The organism is Campylobacter sp. Cr9 (assembly GCF_020138295.1).
Taxonomy (GTDB): Bacteria; Campylobacterota; Campylobacteria; order Campylobacterales; family Campylobacteraceae; genus Campylobacter_E.
The window spans coordinates 21,049-39,314 of sequence record NZ_JACGBH010000015.1 but is presented as its reverse complement, the minus strand read 5'-3'; the positions used below and the strand labels follow the sequence as shown (position 1 = coordinate 39,314).

Sequence of the window (18,266 nt, the reverse complement as noted above, 5' to 3'; positions counted from 1 at the left end):
TGGTTAATTTAAAATAAAAATAGTTTTGATAATTAATATATTATTAATTATCAATAGTTAAATTTTTTGCTTTTCTTAAACGAAAAATAGAAAAATTAACTCTTGTAATGGTAGTAAATCAAAAAGGCGATGTGATAAATAATAAAACTATGTTTTTAAGTGAGAATTAAGAGTATCTTAAAGAATTAATATAGGTAAAGTGATTTTATAAAAAAAAGATAGAGATGGCTTAGCTATTTAAGTGACTAGAGCCCCGAGTTTTCACTTGGTTACGCCAAGCTATAATGTGCCATCTACAGGTTGCCTAAATAACATTAACTATCTTTTTTATAACTACTAGCGGCTCAGTAATGAGGTAAAGACGACTCGCCGCATTTGTCTTAAATCTCTACTTGATAGTAGTTATTGTGGTATTTTAGTGGATTTTATATTATTTATCAAATTTATAAGAAGTAAGTAAAAAAAAGGGGGGGGGCTAAGTGTTTATAGCCAATGACCCGTCGCCCCATAACGATGATACCATAAACACATAACATTTGCATTTTAACTCATTTAAACTTATTTGTCAAATCACATTTTAGCAATAAGCTTGCTTTCGTTTGTGTAAATTCATCATTGTTGATTATGCTTTGTTTTTATTTTAAAAATTGTTTTTAAATTGATAATATATATATAAATTATAGAGTTTATTTAGAGTATGCTTAATAATTTAAAAAGCTAATTCCTATTTCAAATTCTTTTGAAAATTACTAGAATTTGAAATAGGAATTTAAATATTAAAATTGATAATTGTTTTATTAAATGCTATGATACGAAAAACATTTAAGGTTATAGTATGAAAAAAACATTAGAAATCTTAAAAATACTTTTTATGATTTTTGTAATAATTGAAATAGTGATTGCTTTTTACTCAGTTTTTGCAGGTGTTATTTTTAGCATTGGCTCAAATGTAAATGTAATTTATTCAATTATTCTTTGCTTTTTTGCAGCTAATTATTTTATTTATGAAAATTTAAGTCAAATAATAATTTTATTTTACAAAGGATTTATACTTTATCCGCTAATTTATCTTCAAGCTTTTATAATCATATTTTTTATAATACTTTTCTTTAAATTAAGAAAGAAATTTAATAACAAACTTGCTTTTACTTATAGCGTAATACCTATGATAATAATATTTGCTTTATATAATTATTTTTTTAGAACCATACCTGATTATTCAAGTAAAACTAATGAAAGAATAGTAACTCTAAGTGATTATAAAAAATATCAGCAAGGCTATTGCTTAGAAGAAAATAGGATATTACCTAAAGATGAGCTTTATAAAAGAGTAGTGGTTGATGATCTTACAAAGCAATTAGTATATAGAGATAAAGTTTATAAAAATCTTTATAATATCATTGCAAGTCATAAATATAAGATACATAAAGATATAAATCTAGATAATTACAAAGATTACTTAAGAAAAAATGCTTATTCTAAATATCTTGTTAATTACGATGAATTAGAATCAGTTGATTATACTAAATATCTAGTAATTGATACCAAAAATAATACGGCAATATTTACTAAACCTATTATTCTTGTGAGTGATGGTTTAATTTCAGTTACATTTTATTTAGATTTAGCATTTGAATTTGAAGATAATGCATATAGATTTTATAAATTTTACCTTTCTGATGAATTTGATGAGCGTAAAGACAAAGAAAAAGAATATAAACGTAGGCTTGAAGATGTTGATTATTGGCTTTTATCGTATGAAAATGACATAAAAGAACAACGTATTTCTTATAATTATAAATTTGATAATTGTGGTTATTCAAACTTTGATCCAGAAAAAGAAGAAATTGAATGATAATAAATTATAAAAAGGAGAAAACACAAAAGCTAAGCTAATAAAATAAGCTAGATTTTATAAAAACAATCAATGAAATTATAAAAATCTAGCTTTAATTTCCGAATTCAAATTCTTAATTCAAACTAATAAAATCAAGTGGGTTTATATGATAATTTTTTTGCGTTACTTCAAATGTCAAATCACGCTCAACTTTGCCTACTATATTGCCCTTTTTAAGCACGCTTCCTACTTTTGCTAATTTGCTAAATTTAGATAAATGCGCATAAATCGTATGAATACCATTTGCATGCTCAACTATTACAACCTTATCAAGCACAGCTGTATCGTTTGCAAAAACAACTTTTCCATCTAATACAACCCTAACATTTGCATCAGGAGTATTTGAGCGTAAAACTACGTTTTCATTAAATATTTTTAGCTTATAAATAGGGTCTATATAATCTCCAAATTTTTGTTTTACACTAAAATCTATTAAAGGTGCTATTGTTTTTTTGCCTGTATATTTAGCTATTTTTCCATCATAGTCTAGGGTGTCTTTATGCTTTACTTCTGCTGTTGCTTTAACGCTAGGTTTTGATTTTTCGCTTTCAATGATTTTTAATTTTGCTAGAGTTGCTCTTATTTCATCTTGTTGTTTTTGTAGATTTACTAGGCGTTGCTTATAAATCTTCTCATCTTCTTTTTGTTTTGATATTAAGTTTTCTTGGCGTTTTTTAAGCTCGCTTAATTCTTTTGCTTGTTTTTTAAAATTATCAATATTAGCATTCATTTCGCTTATTTTTTTTTGCTTATAATCAATTTGTTGTTTTGTCCTTGCATAATCTTTTGAAATCTTATAAAGCTCATCGTTTAATACATCTGATAAAGTATTAATAATTTCGGTTGATACAATACTCATTGAGCTATCTATTAAATCTCTCGGAGCTATTAAATCGTAAGAAAAATCCTTTGCTATTATATCTACAAGCTTTTTTCCTAAAATTTCTTTATCTTTCATAAGCTCTTTATTTTGGGTAATAAAGGTGTCAAGCTCTCCATTTTGAGCATTTACTAATTCTTGTAATTCTTTTGTAATTTCTGTTGTTTTACTTACTTTTTCGTTTATTTCTTTTAATTTTTTTTCGCCTTCTATTATCTCACTTGCTAAGTCTTCTAGCTTTTTTGAGATTTGTTCTTTTTCATTTTCGGTTTTTTCTAATTTTTTTGTATTTGTTTCAATTTGATTTGCAAACAATATTAAGCTAAAAATTAGCAAAAAAACTTTTTTCATTGTCTTTTAACCTTAAACATTACTACTAAAACACAAAACAAACTTGCAATTAATGTGTAACTTGATATTTCAATAAGACTTGGTAAAAAATCAATCACAGGCAATTCAATATCAAATTTGGCTAAAAGTTCTTTAATATATGAAATATTATTAAAGTTAAAAAATATTGCAAACAAAATAGCAAAACAAATAATATTATCTATAAAAACTATTTTAAGCATTGTTGAAGCCCTTTGAAAAAAGCTTGCACCAAATAAATTTAATATATAAATTCTATTTTCATGCTCAAATTTCCATATTTTTATTTGATTTAAAAATACAGCAATTGATAAAATACTTATACAAATTAAGCAAATATAAGAAATTAATTTGATGATATTTAATAACTTATATATTTTTAAATGCGTTTTTGAAAATGTTTCTACCTTTAAAACATTTGGTATTTTTAGTAATTGTTTTTTGATTTTTATAATTTCGCTTTCATTTATAAACTTAGTAAAGCTTATGCTATAAAATTTAGGTAATTTTGATTTTAGGGCTTCTAGGTTAGCTTTTGTGATGTCTTTTTTGATTTTTTCTAAGATTTCACTTGGGTCTAGCTCTTTAATACTTGAAAAATATTCAATACTAGCCAAATCTACTGCTTGAACTTCTTGTTCGCTAACTAATACCACGCTGTAATCTTTATTAAGGTTTTTTTCATAATCTTTAGTAAGTTCATTTATAAAGAAATTAAATTGAAAACAAAAACAAATAATAAATAAAGTAAATATAAAACTAAAATGTATTTTAAATGAATTCATTTAAAGCCCCGTTTTCAATATTTAAATGTCTATAATTAAAATCAATTCTAGGCGGTATTTGATGAGTTACTGCGATTATACAAGCGTTGAAAGTATTTCTTGCTGCATTTAGCAATTGCCAAATAATATCTGCTGAATGAATATCAAGATTTCCCGTTGGCTCATCACAAATTATTATTTTTGGATTATGAATAATTGCACGAGCTAAAGCTATTCTTTGTTGTTCACCCCCACTTAATTCTAAAGGCATTTTTTTTGCTTTATGTTGAAGATGAGTGTATTTTAATAATACATCTACATGCTTTGTGATTTGCTCGTTTTTAACTCCTGCGATTTTTAAAGGTAATGCTATATTATCGCTTACATTTAGCTCATTTATTAATTTATAATCTTGAAAAATTATTCCTAATTTTCTTCTTAGTTTTAGTAATTCTGCATTGCTAATATTATTCATATTTTTAAACAATACATGCAAATCCCCGCTAAATTCGCTAAATTCTCCAAAAAAGCTTTTTAGCAAGGTTGTTTTTCCACTACCACTTTTTCCAGTTATAAAAATAAAATCACCTTCGCTAGCACTAAAATTAACACTATTTAAAACAACTTCATTATTGTAAGCTAGTGTTAGATTTTTAGCATTAATTAAAATCGCATTACTTCTCATTCTAAAAACTCTTTTAATTTGTTAAATGCTTTTATATTCAAAGCATTTGGGCAAAAATCATGAAATAATATTTTAAACTCTTTGTTATTTTCGCATAAAATATATGAGCTACTAGGAGTATCAAATCCACCATAAGCTAGTTGAATTATCTTAGCGTTTTCACTATCATAAATTCTTGAGATTTTTACGAAAAAATCTTTATCAATATGCTTTATAAAATTAAGCTTATTAAAATCAATTATAAATTCAATTTTTTGATTTTGTAATTCCTGTTTCAAATTCTTTTTATTTTTTACATAGCAAACGAAGTCATATATATCTTTATTCATTTTAAGCCAACGGCTTTCGTATTTGCTAATTATTCTTGCGTCTTTATTCTTAAAATAATCATAATCTAAGTCACCAAAAATTTCTTTTGTATATTTAGCATACATTAAGCTATCGCTTCTTAATTCAAAGAAAGCCCCTTCTTTTAATACTCTTAGGCATTCATCTTTAAATTCATTTGAAACCACTCTTCTATAAGGAGCATCATCCCAAGGCACAGGAAAATGTAAAAATATACCATTTAATGAGCTTTCTTTTAGCTCTTTAATAGCAATTCTAGCGTCAAAATCAAGTAAATAAATATTCTTTAAATCTTTTGCTAATTTACTAACTTGAATAAGGCTAGGTTTATGAATTTCTATTCCTATATAAGTATTTTGTGGGTTATTGCTCGCTTGATATAGCAAATGTCTGCCCGAGCCAAATCCTATTTCTAAATAAGCATTATCTAAAGAATTAATCAGCTCTTTAAAATCATTTGTTGATGTTATTACATTTCCTGCTAATTCTTTAAATTGATTGTAGTGATAAGCTCTTGAAATTATCTCTTCACAAAAAGTTTTTTCAAAACATTCTAAAGCTTTTTGCATTAATGCAAGGTCTGTAATTTTTGTTAATTTATCAATTTTTATAACAAATTCATTATTTTTTTCATTAATTTCTATAAAAAAACTAGCATTATCAATGCTTGTATAAACTAAAGTTTTGCCTAATTGAGCTTTAGTTTTAAACACAAACTCAGTTTCGCCCACCTTAATAGGTAGGCTAATATCTTTAATCTTTTTTGCTTTAAAATTTGGCATTATTTAACACTCAACTTAGCACTAGCTTTTGATTCAATTCCAAACTCATCAATACCTATTACTTGATAAACATCTCCGGCTAAATAAGTAGTATCTATGTAATAATCATCTTGAATATTGCTTGCTACTTCTGCTGAATTTTTGATTAGTTTATAGGTTTTTATACGATTATCCGTGCTAATCCATTTGATTTTTAATGTATTTTCGTTTTGTAATTCAAAGCCTGTTAATGCAGGAGCTTTTGGTTTATCAAGGCTCATTCCAACTACATTTACACCAGTTTTTGCACTCTCTAGTCCATCTTTATCAATCATAGTTACATAATAATATCTACTAACCCCATCATCTGCTACATTGTCTTCATAGCTATTATCAGTTGTTGTTGCTAGCTCAAAGAATGGCAATAATGAAGCTTTAGAATAATAGATTTTATAATGAGAAAAATCTTCGTATTTTGGTGCATCCCATGTAAGGATTATTTTTTTAGGAAGATTTGTTGTTACATTAATATTTACTATTTGTGGTGGTAAAATCTTGCTTATTGCTTCTACTTCAGCACTTGCATCGCTTTCTACTCCATTGTAAGTTAGTGCTGTAACTTTATATTTTGCATATAAATTTGGCTTTACTTCATCTAAATATTCAGCACTTAAGCGATTATTAACGGTAGCTAATTTATACCATTTGCTAGAATTTGCATCTTGTTTATAAATATTATATTTTACTACTCTTGAATCGGTGTGTGGTCTCCAAATAATTTTGATTTTATTAGGTAGTCCTGCAATTGCTTGAATAAAGCTAACAGGCTCTATTTTATTAATTGTTTTTACATTAATCGTTGATAATTTAGAAAGCCCGTGCTTATTAAATGTAGCAAAAGTATAAGCATATGCTGTATCTGGTGTAAGGTTATTATCAGAATAATGAGTTGCATATCTATCGTTAATAGTCGCGATTAATTTATCAGTAGATGTTTCATCATTTAACACTCTTCTGTAAATTTTATATCCATCAATTGCTTGATCATATATAGGATCCCACTCAAACCCTATTTCTCTCATACCTTGAAGAGTTCTTATATTATTAACCATTGTAAGATTTTCTAATGGGGTAATTTCACTTAAATTTGCCGTGCTTGAACATGCACTAAATCCTATTACAAAAGCTGTAAATAAGCTTGCTTTGATACTTTTTTTCATACAATGCCTTTCAAAAAAGATTTTATTATACTAAGTAAGATAAATAAGCATAATCTATTCCAAATTATATTTAAATAATTCTAATAAATTATGTGCTAGTTCTAAATTTAGTTTGAATTCTTTAAAATCTAAATAAGCAAAGCCATAGCAGTTTTTTGTATAAAATTCCATAAATTCATTGCTAATAGGGTGCTTGTAATTTATATAAAATGAATGCAGCATTAATCTATTTGCTTTATTTTTACTCTTTTCATCAGCGTATATAGTATCTCCTAGAATATATCTATTTACACTAGCTAGATGAGTTCTTATTTGATGAGTTCTTCCGCTTTCAAGTTTTGCAGAAATTAGGGCTTTATCATCTAAACTTGCAAGATTTACAAAATGAGTTCTAGCCCATTTGCCCCATCTACTTTCATTTAAGCCATATTTTTTAACACATTCATCTTTGCTTAAAGATTGCATTTTAAGTCTATTATTTTCGTTTCTTTTTATGTATTTTTCTATGTTTTTTTGATTTATTGTATGATTTGTTATTGCTAGATAAATCCTATTAACTTCTTTATTTTTGATTTGATTTGCTAGGCTTATATATGCTTCATTAGTTTTTGCAACTAGCATAATGCCACTTGTATCCTTATCTAATCTATGAACAATTCCAGCTCTTACCTTGCCATTAATATCAGCTAATTTATAATTTTTTTCAATCAGCCATTCAACAAGCGAAGCTTCTTTTAAACTAGAGCAACCATGAGTTGCAACTCCGTTTGGTTTGTTGATTACTAGCATATACTCATCTTCATAGATTATTTCTACATCAAAATTAGCTTCATATTTTGCATTTATGTCTTGAATTTCTGGATAATTTATAAGGATTTCATCGTTTAAATTAAGCATATAAGAGCATTTTGTGCTTTTATCATTTACCAATACATTTTGATTTTTTATTAGATTTGAAATTTGTGAGCGACTTTGTCCTAATTTTTCGGCTAAAAATACATCTAATCTTTTGATTTCATCTGCAATAATCTTACTCAATATTAACCTTTTTAAATCATATTCATAAACAAATTTAGCAAAAGGTTGTAAATTGATAAAATTAGATGGTAAAATTTTAACTCACTTTGATTTTATATTGCCAATGCTTATTTTTCCTATAATTGTGTTTTCTTTTTTGCTAATTAATGAAGCTAATGAAGTTTTAGCACATAAACAAATTGTTTATATAATCGTTGGATTTTTTGCTTTTTTTATATTCTTTTTATTGCCTATTAAAAAAATAGAATGGCTCATACCATTTTTTTATTGGTTTTGTATAGGTTTATTATTATTAGTTGATGTTTTAGGAGCTACTAAATTAGGTGCTACTAGGTGGCTTGAAATACCTTTTACTAATTTTACTATTCAACCTAGTGAGATTTTTAAACCTGCATTTTTATTAATGCTTGCGTATTTGATTAAAAACAATCCCCCGCCTGATGATGGTTATAGATTTAAAGATTTTTGTAAGATTAGTTTTTACATAATACTTCCTTTTATACTCATTAAAAGTGAGCCTGATTTAGGTTCTGCACTAATTATTTTAATAGTAGGATATGCTACTTTATTTTTAGTAGGCATTTATAAAAAGATTATTTTAACAGGAGTTTTAATCGTAGGAATTTGTGCTCCTTTAGCACCTATTGTGTATGATAATTTAAATGATTATCAAAAGAAAAGAATTAATGATTTTTTAAGCGAAAAACCAAGCTATCAAGTAAGACAAAGTATGATAGCAATAGGAAGTGGCGGAATAAACGGCAAAAGCAAAGATGATGCTACTCAAACTCATTTTAAATTCCTTCCGATAAGCACGAGTGATTTTATTTTTGCTTATACTATTGAAAGGTATGGATTTTTAGGAGCTTGTTTGCTTTTGGGTTTATATTTATTGCTTATTTTGCATTTGCTAAGCTTTAATAATAAGCTTAAAAAAGATCATTTCGCAAGAACTTTTACAAGTGCTTTATCCATTTTAATATTTATTTATGTTGGGGTTAATATATCAATGACAATAGGTTTTGCTCCTGTTGTAGGTGTGCCATTGCCATTTTTTAGCTATGGTGGAAGTTCTTTTGTAACCTTTATGATACTTTTTGGGATTTATGAAAACCTTTTAGCATTTAGGTTTGACCCTGATTATAAATTAGTTAGAATTGATTTGTAATTCCTAATTTAAATTATTTGAAAATTTTGTGGAATTTGAAATAGGAATTAGACTTTTTAAAAGTTTAAAATAAATTGTAGTTTAAAAAGTATTTTTAAATAACTTATATTAAAATTAAAAAATTATAATCAATCATTAAAATACTTATCAAAAGGAATAAATATGAAAATAATGGTAATTCAAGGACCAAATTTAAATATGTTAGGTCAAAGAGACCCTAGAATTTATGGAACAATGACTATGGCTCAAATCCACGAGCAAATGAGTTTAGCAGCTAAAGAAAGCAATGTTGATATTGAGTTTTATCAAAGCAATTATGAAGGCGAAATAATTGATAAAATTCAAGAATGTGTAGGAACTTGTGATGCAATTATTATAAATGCAGGTGGATATACTCACACTTCAGTTGCAATTGCTGATGCGATAGCAGCTACTAGAATGCCTGTTATTGAAGTTCATATTAGCAATATTTATGCTAGAGAAGATTTTAGAGCTAAGAGTTTCTTAAGTCCTGTTTGTGCTGGAACAATTAGTGGTTTTGGACCATTTAGCTATCATTTAGCATTACTTAGTGCAATTCAAATGATACAACAACAAAGAGCATTTATTGCAGCTCAAGAAGAAGCTTTAAAGAACCAAAATAACGCTTAATGCGTAATTTAAAGATAAACGAGGCTAGATATTTTAAAAGAATAAAATATTATCCTTTTTTTACGAAAGATGATAAAAGATATAAATATTTAGCCTTAGTTTCTCTTGGAAGCAATATAGAGCCTGAGTGTGAAAGGTTTGTAAAATTATTTAGAAAAATACAAGATGATAGAAGAATAAAAATAATTCAAACTTCATCTTTATTGATAAATGAAGCATTTGGATACAAAGAGCAAAAGGATTTTACAAATGCTTTAATGTTTGTTAAAACTAGCTTGCATGCAAGAGAATTGCTAAAAGTCTTGCAACATTATGAAAATATTTTTCATAGGAAAAGAAGTTTTAAAAACGCACCTAGAACACTTGATTTAGATATTATTTATTTTAGTGAAAAAACCTATTGTGATGATAGATTAACCTTGCCACATAAGGGAGCAAATGATAGGATTAGCATAACGTTAGTATTAGGAACAATGTAAGGAATTAAAATGGCAATTAGGCAAGATAGTTTTAGAGTAGAAAAAGGTCAGGATTATTTAGCTTATGTTAGAGATTTTTATGGTGATGATGCAGAGATTGTAACAATTACTCAAGTAGAAGGAAGAACTCCTACAAGTCCTGCTTTAGTTGAAGTAGTTGTTGCTATTGATGATACGAAAGAAAAAAAGCCTTTAGTAAATAAAAGAGCTGTTATGCAATACGAAAACAGCGTAAAAGAATTTGAAAAAAGGATTGAGCCGGTAGAAGAAAACATCATCAAAAAAGAACCTTTAAGACTAAAGCTTAATTCAAATTCTCAAAGCCAAAAAGTAAAAGATGATAAGCAATTATTAAATGAGTTAAATAGCAAGGTTGATTATTTAATGAGTATGAGATGGGGTGAGCTTGCACCTGCTAGAAATAATCTTGAAATCCCACCTGAATTTGCTCTAATTTATGATAAAGCCAAAAAAAGCGATATGCTAGAATGCCATTTAAACGAAATTATGAGAGCAACTCTTAAAAATATGCCTAAAGCATTGTTAGCTAATAAAGACGCTATTAATAGATATTTTACAACCTTGCTTAAAAGTATGATTCCATGTAGGGTAGATTCTCCTATTAGAAAACAAAAAATAATAATGCTAGTAGGTCCAACTGGAGTTGGAAAAACCACAACTTTAGCTAAATTAGCTCATAGATATGCTTATGGTGTTAAAAGATATAAAACTGCCATAATTTCACTAGATAATTTTAGACTAGGGGCAAAAGAGCAATTAGCAGAATACGCAACTACTATGATGCTACCAATTCATTTTGTAAATACTCAAGAAGAATTACAAAAAAGCCTTGAGTCTTTAAGTGGATATGATGTGGTTTTGATTGATTCAACAGGAAATTCACAATATGATAAAGCAAAGATTGAAAAGCTAGAAAGTTTTTTAAAAGCTAGTCAAAGTGAAATTGAAGTAACCTTGGTTTTAAATGCAGGTATGAAGTATGATGATATGGAACATACTTATAATGCGTTTAATGTTTTAAAAATTGATACATTAATACTTACTAAGTTTGATGAAACTAGGGCTTTTGGTAATATTTTTTCACTTATTTTCAATGTTAAGAAGCCTGTTTCGTTTTTTTCAACAGGTCAAAATGTGCCTGATGATATAGTAGTTGCTAATAGCGAGTATTTAATAAAATGCGTTTTAGACGGATTTAAAGGATAAATTATGCAAACACAAGCTGATAGATTAAAAGAGCTTATGAAAAATGAGCATAAAGTAAATAAGAAAAACACAAAATTTATAGCTGTTACAAGTGGAAAAGGTGGTGTTGGTAAAAGCACTGTAAGTGCAAATATTGCAAATCTTTTAGCAAATGATGGCTATAAGGTTGGCTTGTTTGATGCTGATATAGGACTTGCTAATTTAGATGTAATATTAAATGTAAAAATAGGCAAAAACTTACTTCATGTATTAAAAGGCGAATGTAAATTAGCTGATATTATTAAGGTTGTAAAGCCAAATTTAAAGCTTATTCCAGGAGATAGTGGCGGAGAGATTTTAAAATATAATAATTCAAATTATTTTGACGCTTTTTTAGATGATGCTGAATTATTAGAAGATTTAGATTTTTTAATAATTGATACTGGTGCTGGAATTGGTGGGACAACTTTACACTTTTTAGAAATTTCTGATGAAGTTATAGTAGTTACTACACCTGATCCTGCTGCAATTACTGATGCTTATGCTACGATTAAAGTAACATCTGAAGTAAGGCGTGATTTTTTAATGATTTTTAATGTTGTTAAAAGTGAAAAAGAAGCACTTGATTTATTTGCAAATATTTCAAAAGTTGCATCTGCAAACATTAAAAATAATCCTGAATTAAAATATTTAGGTTATTTAGAAAGTTCTCAAAATGTAATTGATTGCATAAAAAGTAGGGTATTGTTTTCTCAAAGTTCATCAAGAGAGACAAATCAGCTTAAAAAGATTGTTAATAATCTTTTATCAAAATTGGAACGAAATGTGCTTAAAGACTCTGATTCAAGAAATTTTAAAAGCTTTTTCAAAAGGCTAATTGATAGGATTTAAGCTTAATGAGAACCGATAATTATATTGCATTTTTTACTGTTTGTGGGTTTTTTATAGGTTTTATTTGTGCAGTATTTAAGATAGATGACCCATTTATGATAATAGGATTTACTATATTTACAACTTTTGTATTTTATATATTAATCCATTTAATTGTAATTAATTTCATAGATGCAAAAAAGCTTGGCACAAGGTCATTTGATAAGCATACTTACGAAGTAAATACTAACCATTTTATAAAAGAGCTAGAAATTAGAGAAAATAGAATGGATAAAATTATTCAAAGCGTAGAAAGTGAATTAGATATAATTAAAAAACAAACAAAACAAAAACCTTTAAGGAAACATAATGCAAAGGCGGCTTAATGCTTACGCTAGTGCTATAAAAAACGCACAAGATGAGCTAGCGATAAAATATCAACCTGCTTTAAGGGCTATGGCTTTTAGACTAAAGGAGCGTTTGCCTGCTAGTATTGATGTAAATGATTTAATTAGCGTTGGAACTGAAGAATTAATTAAGTTAGCAAGAAGATATGATGATTTGCAAAATGATAATTTTTGGGGTTATGCTAGAAAAAGAGTATATGGCTCTATGCTTGATTTTTTAAGAAGTCTTGATACTTTAAGTAGAAACAATAGAAAAATAGTAAAAGATGTAGAAAAACTAATAAATGATTATATAAATGATAATGATGAAGAACCAAGTGATGAATACTTAGCTAATGAATTAGGTATAGATATTGAAAAGATAAAAGAAGCAAGAATTGCTAATTCTATTAGCTATGTTATTCCACTTGATGAACAATTAGAAGTTCTTAGCAATGAAGATACAAACGAAAGGCTTGATAGAGAAAATTTATTAGAGCAAATTAGTGAAATTTTAGAAACATTAAACGAAAGAGAACAATTAATAATTCAATTATATTTTTACGAAGAACTTAGTTTAAAAGAAATTAGTGAGATTTTGCAAGTTAGCGAATCGAGGGTTTGTCAATTGCAAACAAGAGTGATTAATACATTAAGAAAAAGGCTAATGAATGGCTGATATTTTATCTCAAGAAGAAATAGACGCTCTACTTAACTCCGTTGATTCAACCGATGTTGTAACGGAAGCAAAGAAAGAAAACGATGAAAGACAAATAATAATATATGATTTTAAGCGTCCTAATCGTGTTAGTAAAGAGCAACTTCGTGCAGTAAAAGGCATTCATGATAAATTAGCAAGAAGCCTTGCAACTCAAATTTCACAAATAATGAGATCAATGGTTGAAATCAAGCTTCATTCGGTTGATCAAATGACTTATGGTGAGTTTTTGATGTCTTTACCTAATCCTACTAGCTTTAACGTATTTTCAATAAAGCCTTTAGATGGAACTTGCGTTTTAGAAATAAATCCAAGTATTGCCTTTCCTATGATTGATAAATTATTAGGTGGAGCAGGTGAAGGTAGCGAAAAAAATAGAGAATTAACAGATATTGAAATCAACTTACTTGATAGTATTTTAAGAATTATGATGAGTAAGCTTAAAGAAAGCTGGTCAATAATTACTGATATGTATCCTAGCGTAGAAGCTAAAGAAAGTAGCCCAAGCGTTGTTCAAATAGTAAGCCAAAACGAAATCGTAATAATGGTTGTTATGGAGCTTACCATAGGAAATAATAGTGGTATGATTAATATATGCTATCCTGTAATTTATCTTGAGCCTATATTAGGACGTCTTGCAAATCGTGATGTTATTTTAGGTGAAACGAGTGCTAAAAAAAGTAGAAATAAAGAGATAAAAACCCTTGTTGGCCGTGCTGATATGATATATGAAGTTATTTTAGGCAAGGCTTTTATTAGTGTTGAAGAGTTTTTAGGTCTTGAAAATGGTAATATTATTAAATTAAATAGAAATGCAGATGATAAGGCTATCGTAAGTGTTGATGGAAAAGATGTGTTTTTAGCTCAATTTGGAATACATAGATACCAAAAATCAATAAAGATTTTAGATTTAATTAAAACAGATAAAGATGAGGTTAAAAATATTCTTGAAACTTACGAACTAGAGCGTAAAACTAAGGCTGCAGAATTTGATAAGGTTGTAGAAATTCAAGAAGAATCGGCTATGGAAGATGAGGATAATATAAATGATTGATGAGTTTTTAGGTCTATTTGTAAATGAATGTATAGCTACTATTGAAGGACTTACTGGAAAGAGTGCTAAGTTTAGTTCTTATAGTGAGTTTGATATTAAAAATAATGCTTTAAAACCACCTATTTTAAAAGCTGTTTTTAAAAGCGATGATAAGGAATTTGCTTTTCTTTCAAGCCCTGTTTTAATGAGTGCTATTTCTGAATGGATGATGGGCGAAGAAGAAATTTCTATGAATGAAAACTTAGGAAATGATGAGCTTGATGCAAGTAAAGAAGCTATTAATAATATATTTTCAGCATTTTCAACTTCATTAAACGCTCAAAAAGATTTACCTAAGATGAATTTTTCATTAGAATCTTGCGATTTTTTAACCGATGAATGCGACTTATCAAAATTTCATAAAATTTATTTTTATGATGTAAGTATTAATGGACTTAATGAGCAAGTTAGCTTAGCAATGAATGAAAAAGCTTACAAACTCTTAAATCCGAATTCAAATTCTAACAAAGAAAGTGAGGCAAGTGCTTCTAAAATGGACTTAGGCGAGCTTAAAAACATAGGTTTAATAATGGATGTAAAACTTCCTATTAGAGTAAGAATCGGAAGTAAAAAAATGTTATTAAAAGATGTTTTAACAATGGATATAGGTTCAGTTATAGAGCTTGATCAATTAGCAAATGACCCACTTGAGATTTTAGTAGGAGATAAATGTTTTGCTGAAGGTGAAGTTGTTATTGTAGATGGAAACTTCGGCGTTCAAATAACTAAAATCGGAGATAAAAAAGAAAGGTTAGAAAGTCTTAGATGAAATCGGTTACAATTTTTGGCTCTGCTAGATTTAATGAAGATAGTAAATATTATAAGGAAGCTTTTGCTTTATGTGAAGTTTTGGCAAAAAATGGCTATTCAATTACAACAGGTGGCGGTGGCGGTATTATGCAAGCTGCAAATAAGGCTGCTTTTTTAGTTGGTGGTGTTGAAAGCGTTGGAATAAATATAAAACTTCCAATGGAACAAAAGCTAAATCCATATTGCACTAAATCTATTGAGCATAGCGATTTATCTTTAAGAAAAAAAGCTTTAATGCAAAATGATGTAATGATTGTTTGTGCTGGTGGATATGGAACATTAGATGAATTATTTGAAGTTTTAACCCTAGCTCAAACAAAATTAAGAAACTATCAAATCATTTTATATAATGAAGAATTTTTTAAACCTTTGGTTGAGTTTTTTAAAAATACTCTTTTAAAATGTGGTGCAATTGATGAAGAATCATTAAAAATTTTTAGCATTGCAAACACACCTAGCGAAGTTTTAGACTTAATAAAATAATTTTTTAGCCGATATAATTAAAAATTTTTAAACAAGGAAACAAAAATGAGAATAACAAGCTCTTATATTTACTCTCAAAATTTAAATAATTTTCAACGCCAACAAAATTTAATCAATGATGCTAATAATAGATTATCAAGTGGCTTAAAGATTTCAAATTCTTACGAAGATGCTGGTATGTTTTCAGAAGGCTCAAGACTTGTTTATGAATTAGCTACTTTTCAACAAATCAGCGAAGCTGCAAGTAAGGCTATAAATATTACTAAAAACTCGGATAAAGCAATTGATGAGATGAGTAAGTCGCTTGATCAATTTAAAAATAAATTAATTCAAAGTGCAAACGAGGTTCATTCAGATACTTCATTAAACGCTTTAGCAAATGACTTACAAAAAATAAGAGATCATATTGTAAATATTGCGAATACAAGCATTAACGGACAATACTTATTTAGTGGAACTAGCATAGGAACTAAGCCTTTTGATGAAAAAGGAAATTATTTTGGAAATAATGAAAATATGCAAGTTTTATTAGGCTCGAATGTTTATACAGAATACAATATCTCAGGTCAAGAATTAATTAAAGGTGTTGATAATGACTATAAGAAAGTTATAAGCACCAATGTTCGTTTGGTTGATAGAAGATATGATATAAATAAACCTGAAGAAGTGCATTATATAACTCAAGATAATAAAATAAGAGATTTAATAGGTAAAAACTACTTAAAACCTAATAATGATAATAAAGAATTAAATGTAAATGATCATTTTTTAGATAATGATGGAGCTAGATTTCCTGATACTTATTTTTATGTTCGTGGCACTAAAGGAAATGGAGAAAGCTTTAAGGCTAAGTTTAAAATGGAAGCAAATGAAAGTGTAGGGGCTATGCTTACTAAAATCGGCGAACTTTATGGAAATACTAAAGAAAATAAAGTAGTAGATGTTACACTTAGCAAAAATGGAACTATTGAAATCACTGATTTAAAAAACAAAGAAAGTCAAATTAATTTTTCTATGTTTGCTAGCACAGCACAAGCTAGTGATTTTGGTCAAATATATCCACCAAAACCACCTACACAAGCAGAAATTGATGCTGTAAATGCAGCAGTAGCACATAACGAGCAAGTTACTAATGCAGCAGCTGCAGCTGGAAAACCTGTTGATCCAAAAGATTTAATGCCAGTTCCAACGCTTCCAGTAGTTCCACAACCTGTAAATTCACAAAGAGCAAGTGTAAGTGATCCTAGTGATTTAAGAAATAATGATAATGTTTTTGTTTTAGAATTTACAAATACGGGTAATATTGATACTTCTTTTACTAGCGATGGAATTGATTATTCAAGGTCTTTATTTGCTAAAAAAGATAATGTATTAAGTTCAAATATATCTCAAATAGATAAAAACAAAAATGTAGCAACAGATGAAACAAAATTAGTAAATACAGCCCAAGGTGCTATTAAATTAAATCCTAATGATAATACAAGACCTGATAGTATATTAAAGCTTGAAATTACTTCAAAAAATAAGGTTCATTATTCAATAGATTTTAATATAACTCAAGGAACGGTAACTGCAAATTATAGACAAAACGGACAAGATAGAACCGTAACTATGCCAATTACGAATGTTGTATATGATCATAATCAGCATATTTCAGATAGTGTTAAAACTGATAACAAAGACATAACTTATAAGCAATTAGGAGATGTTATTTCTATGTTTGCTACTGATAATATTCCTACAAGAGATTATCAATTGGTTCCAAAATATCCTAATCAAGCTAATTCTCCTATGATTTTAAATGATGCAGATAAGGCTGAGTTAGAGAGTTTATTAATTAGCTCTAAAAATGCAGTTGATGTAGGGCTTAATGAAAGAGGCCAAATGACTTTAACTGATAAAGGAGCAACTACAACTAAGATAGATTTAGCTATATTTGATGCTAATACTATGAATGCTGATGAATTTGATTTCGGAACTGACGCTAATGGAAATCCTATACAAGAAGGCACTAAAAAAGGAGATTTGTTTAATTTCAATACAAACTCAAGCCTAATAATTGATGAAAGTCATGTTGATATTATTAAAGATTTAGACAAAATGATAGAAGCAGTTAGGAATGGAAATTATAGAGCAGATAGTGATAATCCAGAGTTATTAAAGAGCGTTGGTATTCAAGGTGCTTTAAAAAGAATTGACCATATACAAGATCATATTAATAAAATTCATACAAAAATAGGAGCAACTCAAACAAGTATTCAAAACTCTCAAGATAGAGCAAATTTAATGAAAGTAAATGTTGATCAAGTAAAAGCCGATGTAATTAATGCCGATCCTGCAGAAAGCCAACTTATGCTAATGCAAGCGACAATTACTTTACAAGCTACTTTACAAGCAACAGCGCAAGTTTCTAAACTAAGCTTATTAAATTATATGTAAG

18 protein-coding genes are annotated in these 18,266 nt (G+C 27.9%); 12 read left to right on the top strand and 6 right to left on the bottom strand.

From position 1 onward, the window contains the following. The first annotated feature begins 835 nt into the window (after positions 1-835). Entirely contained in the window at positions 836-1,855 is a 1,020-nt protein-coding gene (locus AVANS14531_RS07750) for a hypothetical protein (protein WP_336611948.1), read from the top strand. 115 nt (positions 1,856-1,970) lie between these two features. On the opposite strand, the gene AVANS14531_RS07745 is transcribed toward AVANS14531_RS07750, so the two are convergent. Genes AVANS14531_RS07745 through AVANS14531_RS07720 form a run of 6 tightly spaced genes read right to left on the bottom strand, consistent with a single transcriptional unit; the run spans position 1,971 to position 7,962 of the window. After that, on the bottom strand, positions 1,971-3,128 hold the full coding sequence (locus AVANS14531_RS07745) for a murein hydrolase activator EnvC family protein (RefSeq protein WP_239817176.1): 1,158 nt from the start codon (positions 3,126-3,128) through the stop codon (positions 1,971-1,973). Then, on the bottom strand, positions 3,125-3,931 hold the full coding sequence (locus AVANS14531_RS07740; RefSeq protein ID WP_336611947.1) for an ABC transporter permease: 807 nt from the start codon (positions 3,929-3,931) through the stop codon (positions 3,125-3,127). Before AVANS14531_RS07740 ends, AVANS14531_RS07745 begins: the two co-directional genes overlap by 4 nt. After that, on the bottom strand, positions 3,918-4,595 hold the full coding sequence (locus tag AVANS14531_RS07735) for a cell division ATP-binding protein FtsE (protein ID WP_239817174.1): 678 nt from the start codon (positions 4,593-4,595) through the stop codon (positions 3,918-3,920). The genes AVANS14531_RS07740 and AVANS14531_RS07735 overlap by 14 nt, the downstream gene beginning before the upstream one ends. Beyond that, on the bottom strand, positions 4,592-5,725 hold the full coding sequence (locus AVANS14531_RS07730) for a tRNA (guanosine(46)-N7)-methyltransferase TrmB (RefSeq protein ID WP_336611946.1): 1,134 nt from the start codon (positions 5,723-5,725) through the stop codon (positions 4,592-4,594). The genes AVANS14531_RS07735 and AVANS14531_RS07730 overlap by 4 nt, the downstream gene beginning before the upstream one ends. Further along, positions 5,725-6,924, bottom strand: a complete 1,200-nt coding sequence (locus AVANS14531_RS07725) for a ferrous iron transporter A (RefSeq protein WP_336611945.1) — start codon at positions 6,922-6,924, stop codon at positions 5,725-5,727. The genes AVANS14531_RS07730 and AVANS14531_RS07725 overlap by 1 nt, the downstream gene beginning before the upstream one ends. A gap of 54 nt (positions 6,925-6,978) precedes the next feature. Next, complete coding sequence (locus AVANS14531_RS07720) at positions 6,979-7,962, bottom strand: RluA family pseudouridine synthase (protein WP_336611944.1); 984 nt, start codon at positions 7,960-7,962, stop codon at positions 6,979-6,981. Between the two features lie 52 nt (positions 7,963-8,014). Here AVANS14531_RS07720 and AVANS14531_RS07715 point away from each other — a divergent pair, with 52 nt between their 5' ends. From AVANS14531_RS07715 to AVANS14531_RS07665, 11 genes are all read left to right on the top strand, one after another. Continuing rightward, entirely contained in the window at positions 8,015-9,130 is a 1,116-nt protein-coding gene (locus AVANS14531_RS07715; protein WP_336611943.1) for an FtsW/RodA/SpoVE family cell cycle protein, read from the top strand. A 162-nt stretch (positions 9,131-9,292) separates the two neighbouring features. Then, on the top strand, positions 9,293-9,781 hold the full coding sequence (gene aroQ, locus AVANS14531_RS07710) for a type II 3-dehydroquinate dehydratase (RefSeq protein ID WP_239817169.1): 489 nt from the start codon (positions 9,293-9,295) through the stop codon (positions 9,779-9,781). After that, complete coding sequence (folK, locus tag AVANS14531_RS07705) at positions 9,781-10,260, top strand: 2-amino-4-hydroxy-6-hydroxymethyldihydropteridine diphosphokinase (RefSeq protein ID WP_239817168.1); 480 nt, start codon at positions 9,781-9,783, stop codon at positions 10,258-10,260. The genes aroQ and folK overlap by 1 nt, the downstream gene beginning before the upstream one ends. A 9-nt stretch (positions 10,261-10,269) precedes the next feature. Continuing rightward, on the top strand, positions 10,270-11,487 hold the full coding sequence (gene flhF, locus AVANS14531_RS07700; RefSeq protein ID WP_336611942.1) for a flagellar biosynthesis protein FlhF: 1,218 nt from the start codon (positions 10,270-10,272) through the stop codon (positions 11,485-11,487). Between the two features lie 3 nt (positions 11,488-11,490). Then, positions 11,491-12,357 (top strand): P-loop NTPase, encoded by an 867-nt coding sequence (locus tag AVANS14531_RS07695; protein ID WP_239817166.1) that lies wholly within the window; start codon positions 11,491-11,493, stop codon positions 12,355-12,357. A gap of 5 nt (positions 12,358-12,362) precedes the next feature. Continuing rightward, positions 12,363-12,722 carry a hypothetical protein gene (locus AVANS14531_RS07690; protein ID WP_239817165.1) on the top strand — a complete coding sequence of 120 codons (360 nt, stop codon included), beginning with the start codon at positions 12,363-12,365 and terminating at the stop codon, positions 12,720-12,722. After that, complete coding sequence (locus tag AVANS14531_RS07685) at positions 12,703-13,401, top strand: RNA polymerase sigma factor FliA (RefSeq protein WP_442862407.1); 699 nt, start codon at positions 12,703-12,705, stop codon at positions 13,399-13,401. The genes AVANS14531_RS07690 and AVANS14531_RS07685 overlap by 20 nt, the downstream gene beginning before the upstream one ends. After that, positions 13,394-14,494 (top strand): flagellar motor switch protein FliM, encoded by a 1,101-nt coding sequence (fliM, locus tag AVANS14531_RS07680; protein WP_239817163.1) that lies wholly within the window; start codon positions 13,394-13,396, stop codon positions 14,492-14,494. Before AVANS14531_RS07685 ends, fliM begins: the two co-directional genes overlap by 8 nt. Further along, positions 14,487-15,302, top strand: coding sequence for a flagellar motor switch protein FliY (gene fliY / locus AVANS14531_RS07675; RefSeq protein WP_336611941.1), 816 nt, complete (start codon positions 14,487-14,489; stop codon positions 15,300-15,302). Before fliM ends, fliY begins: the two co-directional genes overlap by 8 nt. Next, positions 15,299-15,826, top strand: a complete 528-nt coding sequence (locus AVANS14531_RS07670; RefSeq protein WP_239817161.1) for a TIGR00730 family Rossman fold protein — start codon at positions 15,299-15,301, stop codon at positions 15,824-15,826. The genes fliY and AVANS14531_RS07670 overlap by 4 nt, the downstream gene beginning before the upstream one ends. A gap of 45 nt (positions 15,827-15,871) precedes the next feature. Further along, positions 15,872-18,265, top strand: a complete 2,394-nt coding sequence (locus tag AVANS14531_RS07665) for a flagellin N-terminal helical domain-containing protein (protein ID WP_336611940.1) — start codon at positions 15,872-15,874, stop codon at positions 18,263-18,265. The last annotated feature ends 1 nt before the right edge of the window (position 18,266 follow it).

Excerpts from the sequence above, each read along its gene's own strand:
- AVANS14531_RS07750 (WP_336611948.1), top strand. The coding sequence starts at position 836 with ATGAAAAAAACATTAGAAATCTTAAAAATACTTTTTATGATTTTTGTA.
- AVANS14531_RS07745 (WP_239817176.1), bottom strand. The coding sequence starts at position 3,128 with ATGAAAAAAGTTTTTTTGCTAATTTTTAGCTTAATATTGTTTGCAAAT.
- AVANS14531_RS07740 (WP_336611947.1), bottom strand. The coding sequence starts at position 3,931 with ATGAATTCATTTAAAATACATTTTAGTTTTATATTTACTTTATTTATT.
- AVANS14531_RS07735 (WP_239817174.1), bottom strand. The coding sequence starts at position 4,595 with ATGAGAAGTAATGCGATTTTAATTAATGCTAAAAATCTAACACTAGCT.
- AVANS14531_RS07730 (WP_336611946.1), bottom strand. The coding sequence starts at position 5,725 with ATGCCAAATTTTAAAGCAAAAAAGATTAAAGATATTAGCCTACCTATT.
- AVANS14531_RS07725 (WP_336611945.1), bottom strand. The coding sequence starts at position 6,924 with ATGAAAAAAAGTATCAAAGCAAGCTTATTTACAGCTTTTGTAATAGGA.
- aroQ (WP_239817169.1), top strand. The coding sequence starts at position 9,293 with ATGAAAATAATGGTAATTCAAGGACCAAATTTAAATATGTTAGGTCAA.
- folK (WP_239817168.1), top strand. The coding sequence starts at position 9,781 with ATGCGTAATTTAAAGATAAACGAGGCTAGATATTTTAAAAGAATAAAA.
- flhF (WP_336611942.1), top strand. The coding sequence starts at position 10,270 with ATGGCAATTAGGCAAGATAGTTTTAGAGTAGAAAAAGGTCAGGATTAT.
- AVANS14531_RS07695 (WP_239817166.1), top strand. The coding sequence starts at position 11,491 with ATGCAAACACAAGCTGATAGATTAAAAGAGCTTATGAAAAATGAGCAT.
- AVANS14531_RS07690 (WP_239817165.1), top strand. The coding sequence starts at position 12,363 with ATGAGAACCGATAATTATATTGCATTTTTTACTGTTTGTGGGTTTTTT.
- fliM (WP_239817163.1), top strand. The coding sequence starts at position 13,394 with ATGGCTGATATTTTATCTCAAGAAGAAATAGACGCTCTACTTAACTCC.
- fliY (WP_336611941.1), top strand. The coding sequence starts at position 14,487 with ATGATTGATGAGTTTTTAGGTCTATTTGTAAATGAATGTATAGCTACT.
- AVANS14531_RS07670 (WP_239817161.1), top strand. The coding sequence starts at position 15,299 with ATGAAATCGGTTACAATTTTTGGCTCTGCTAGATTTAATGAAGATAGT.
- AVANS14531_RS07665 (WP_336611940.1), top strand. The coding sequence starts at position 15,872 with ATGAGAATAACAAGCTCTTATATTTACTCTCAAAATTTAAATAATTTT.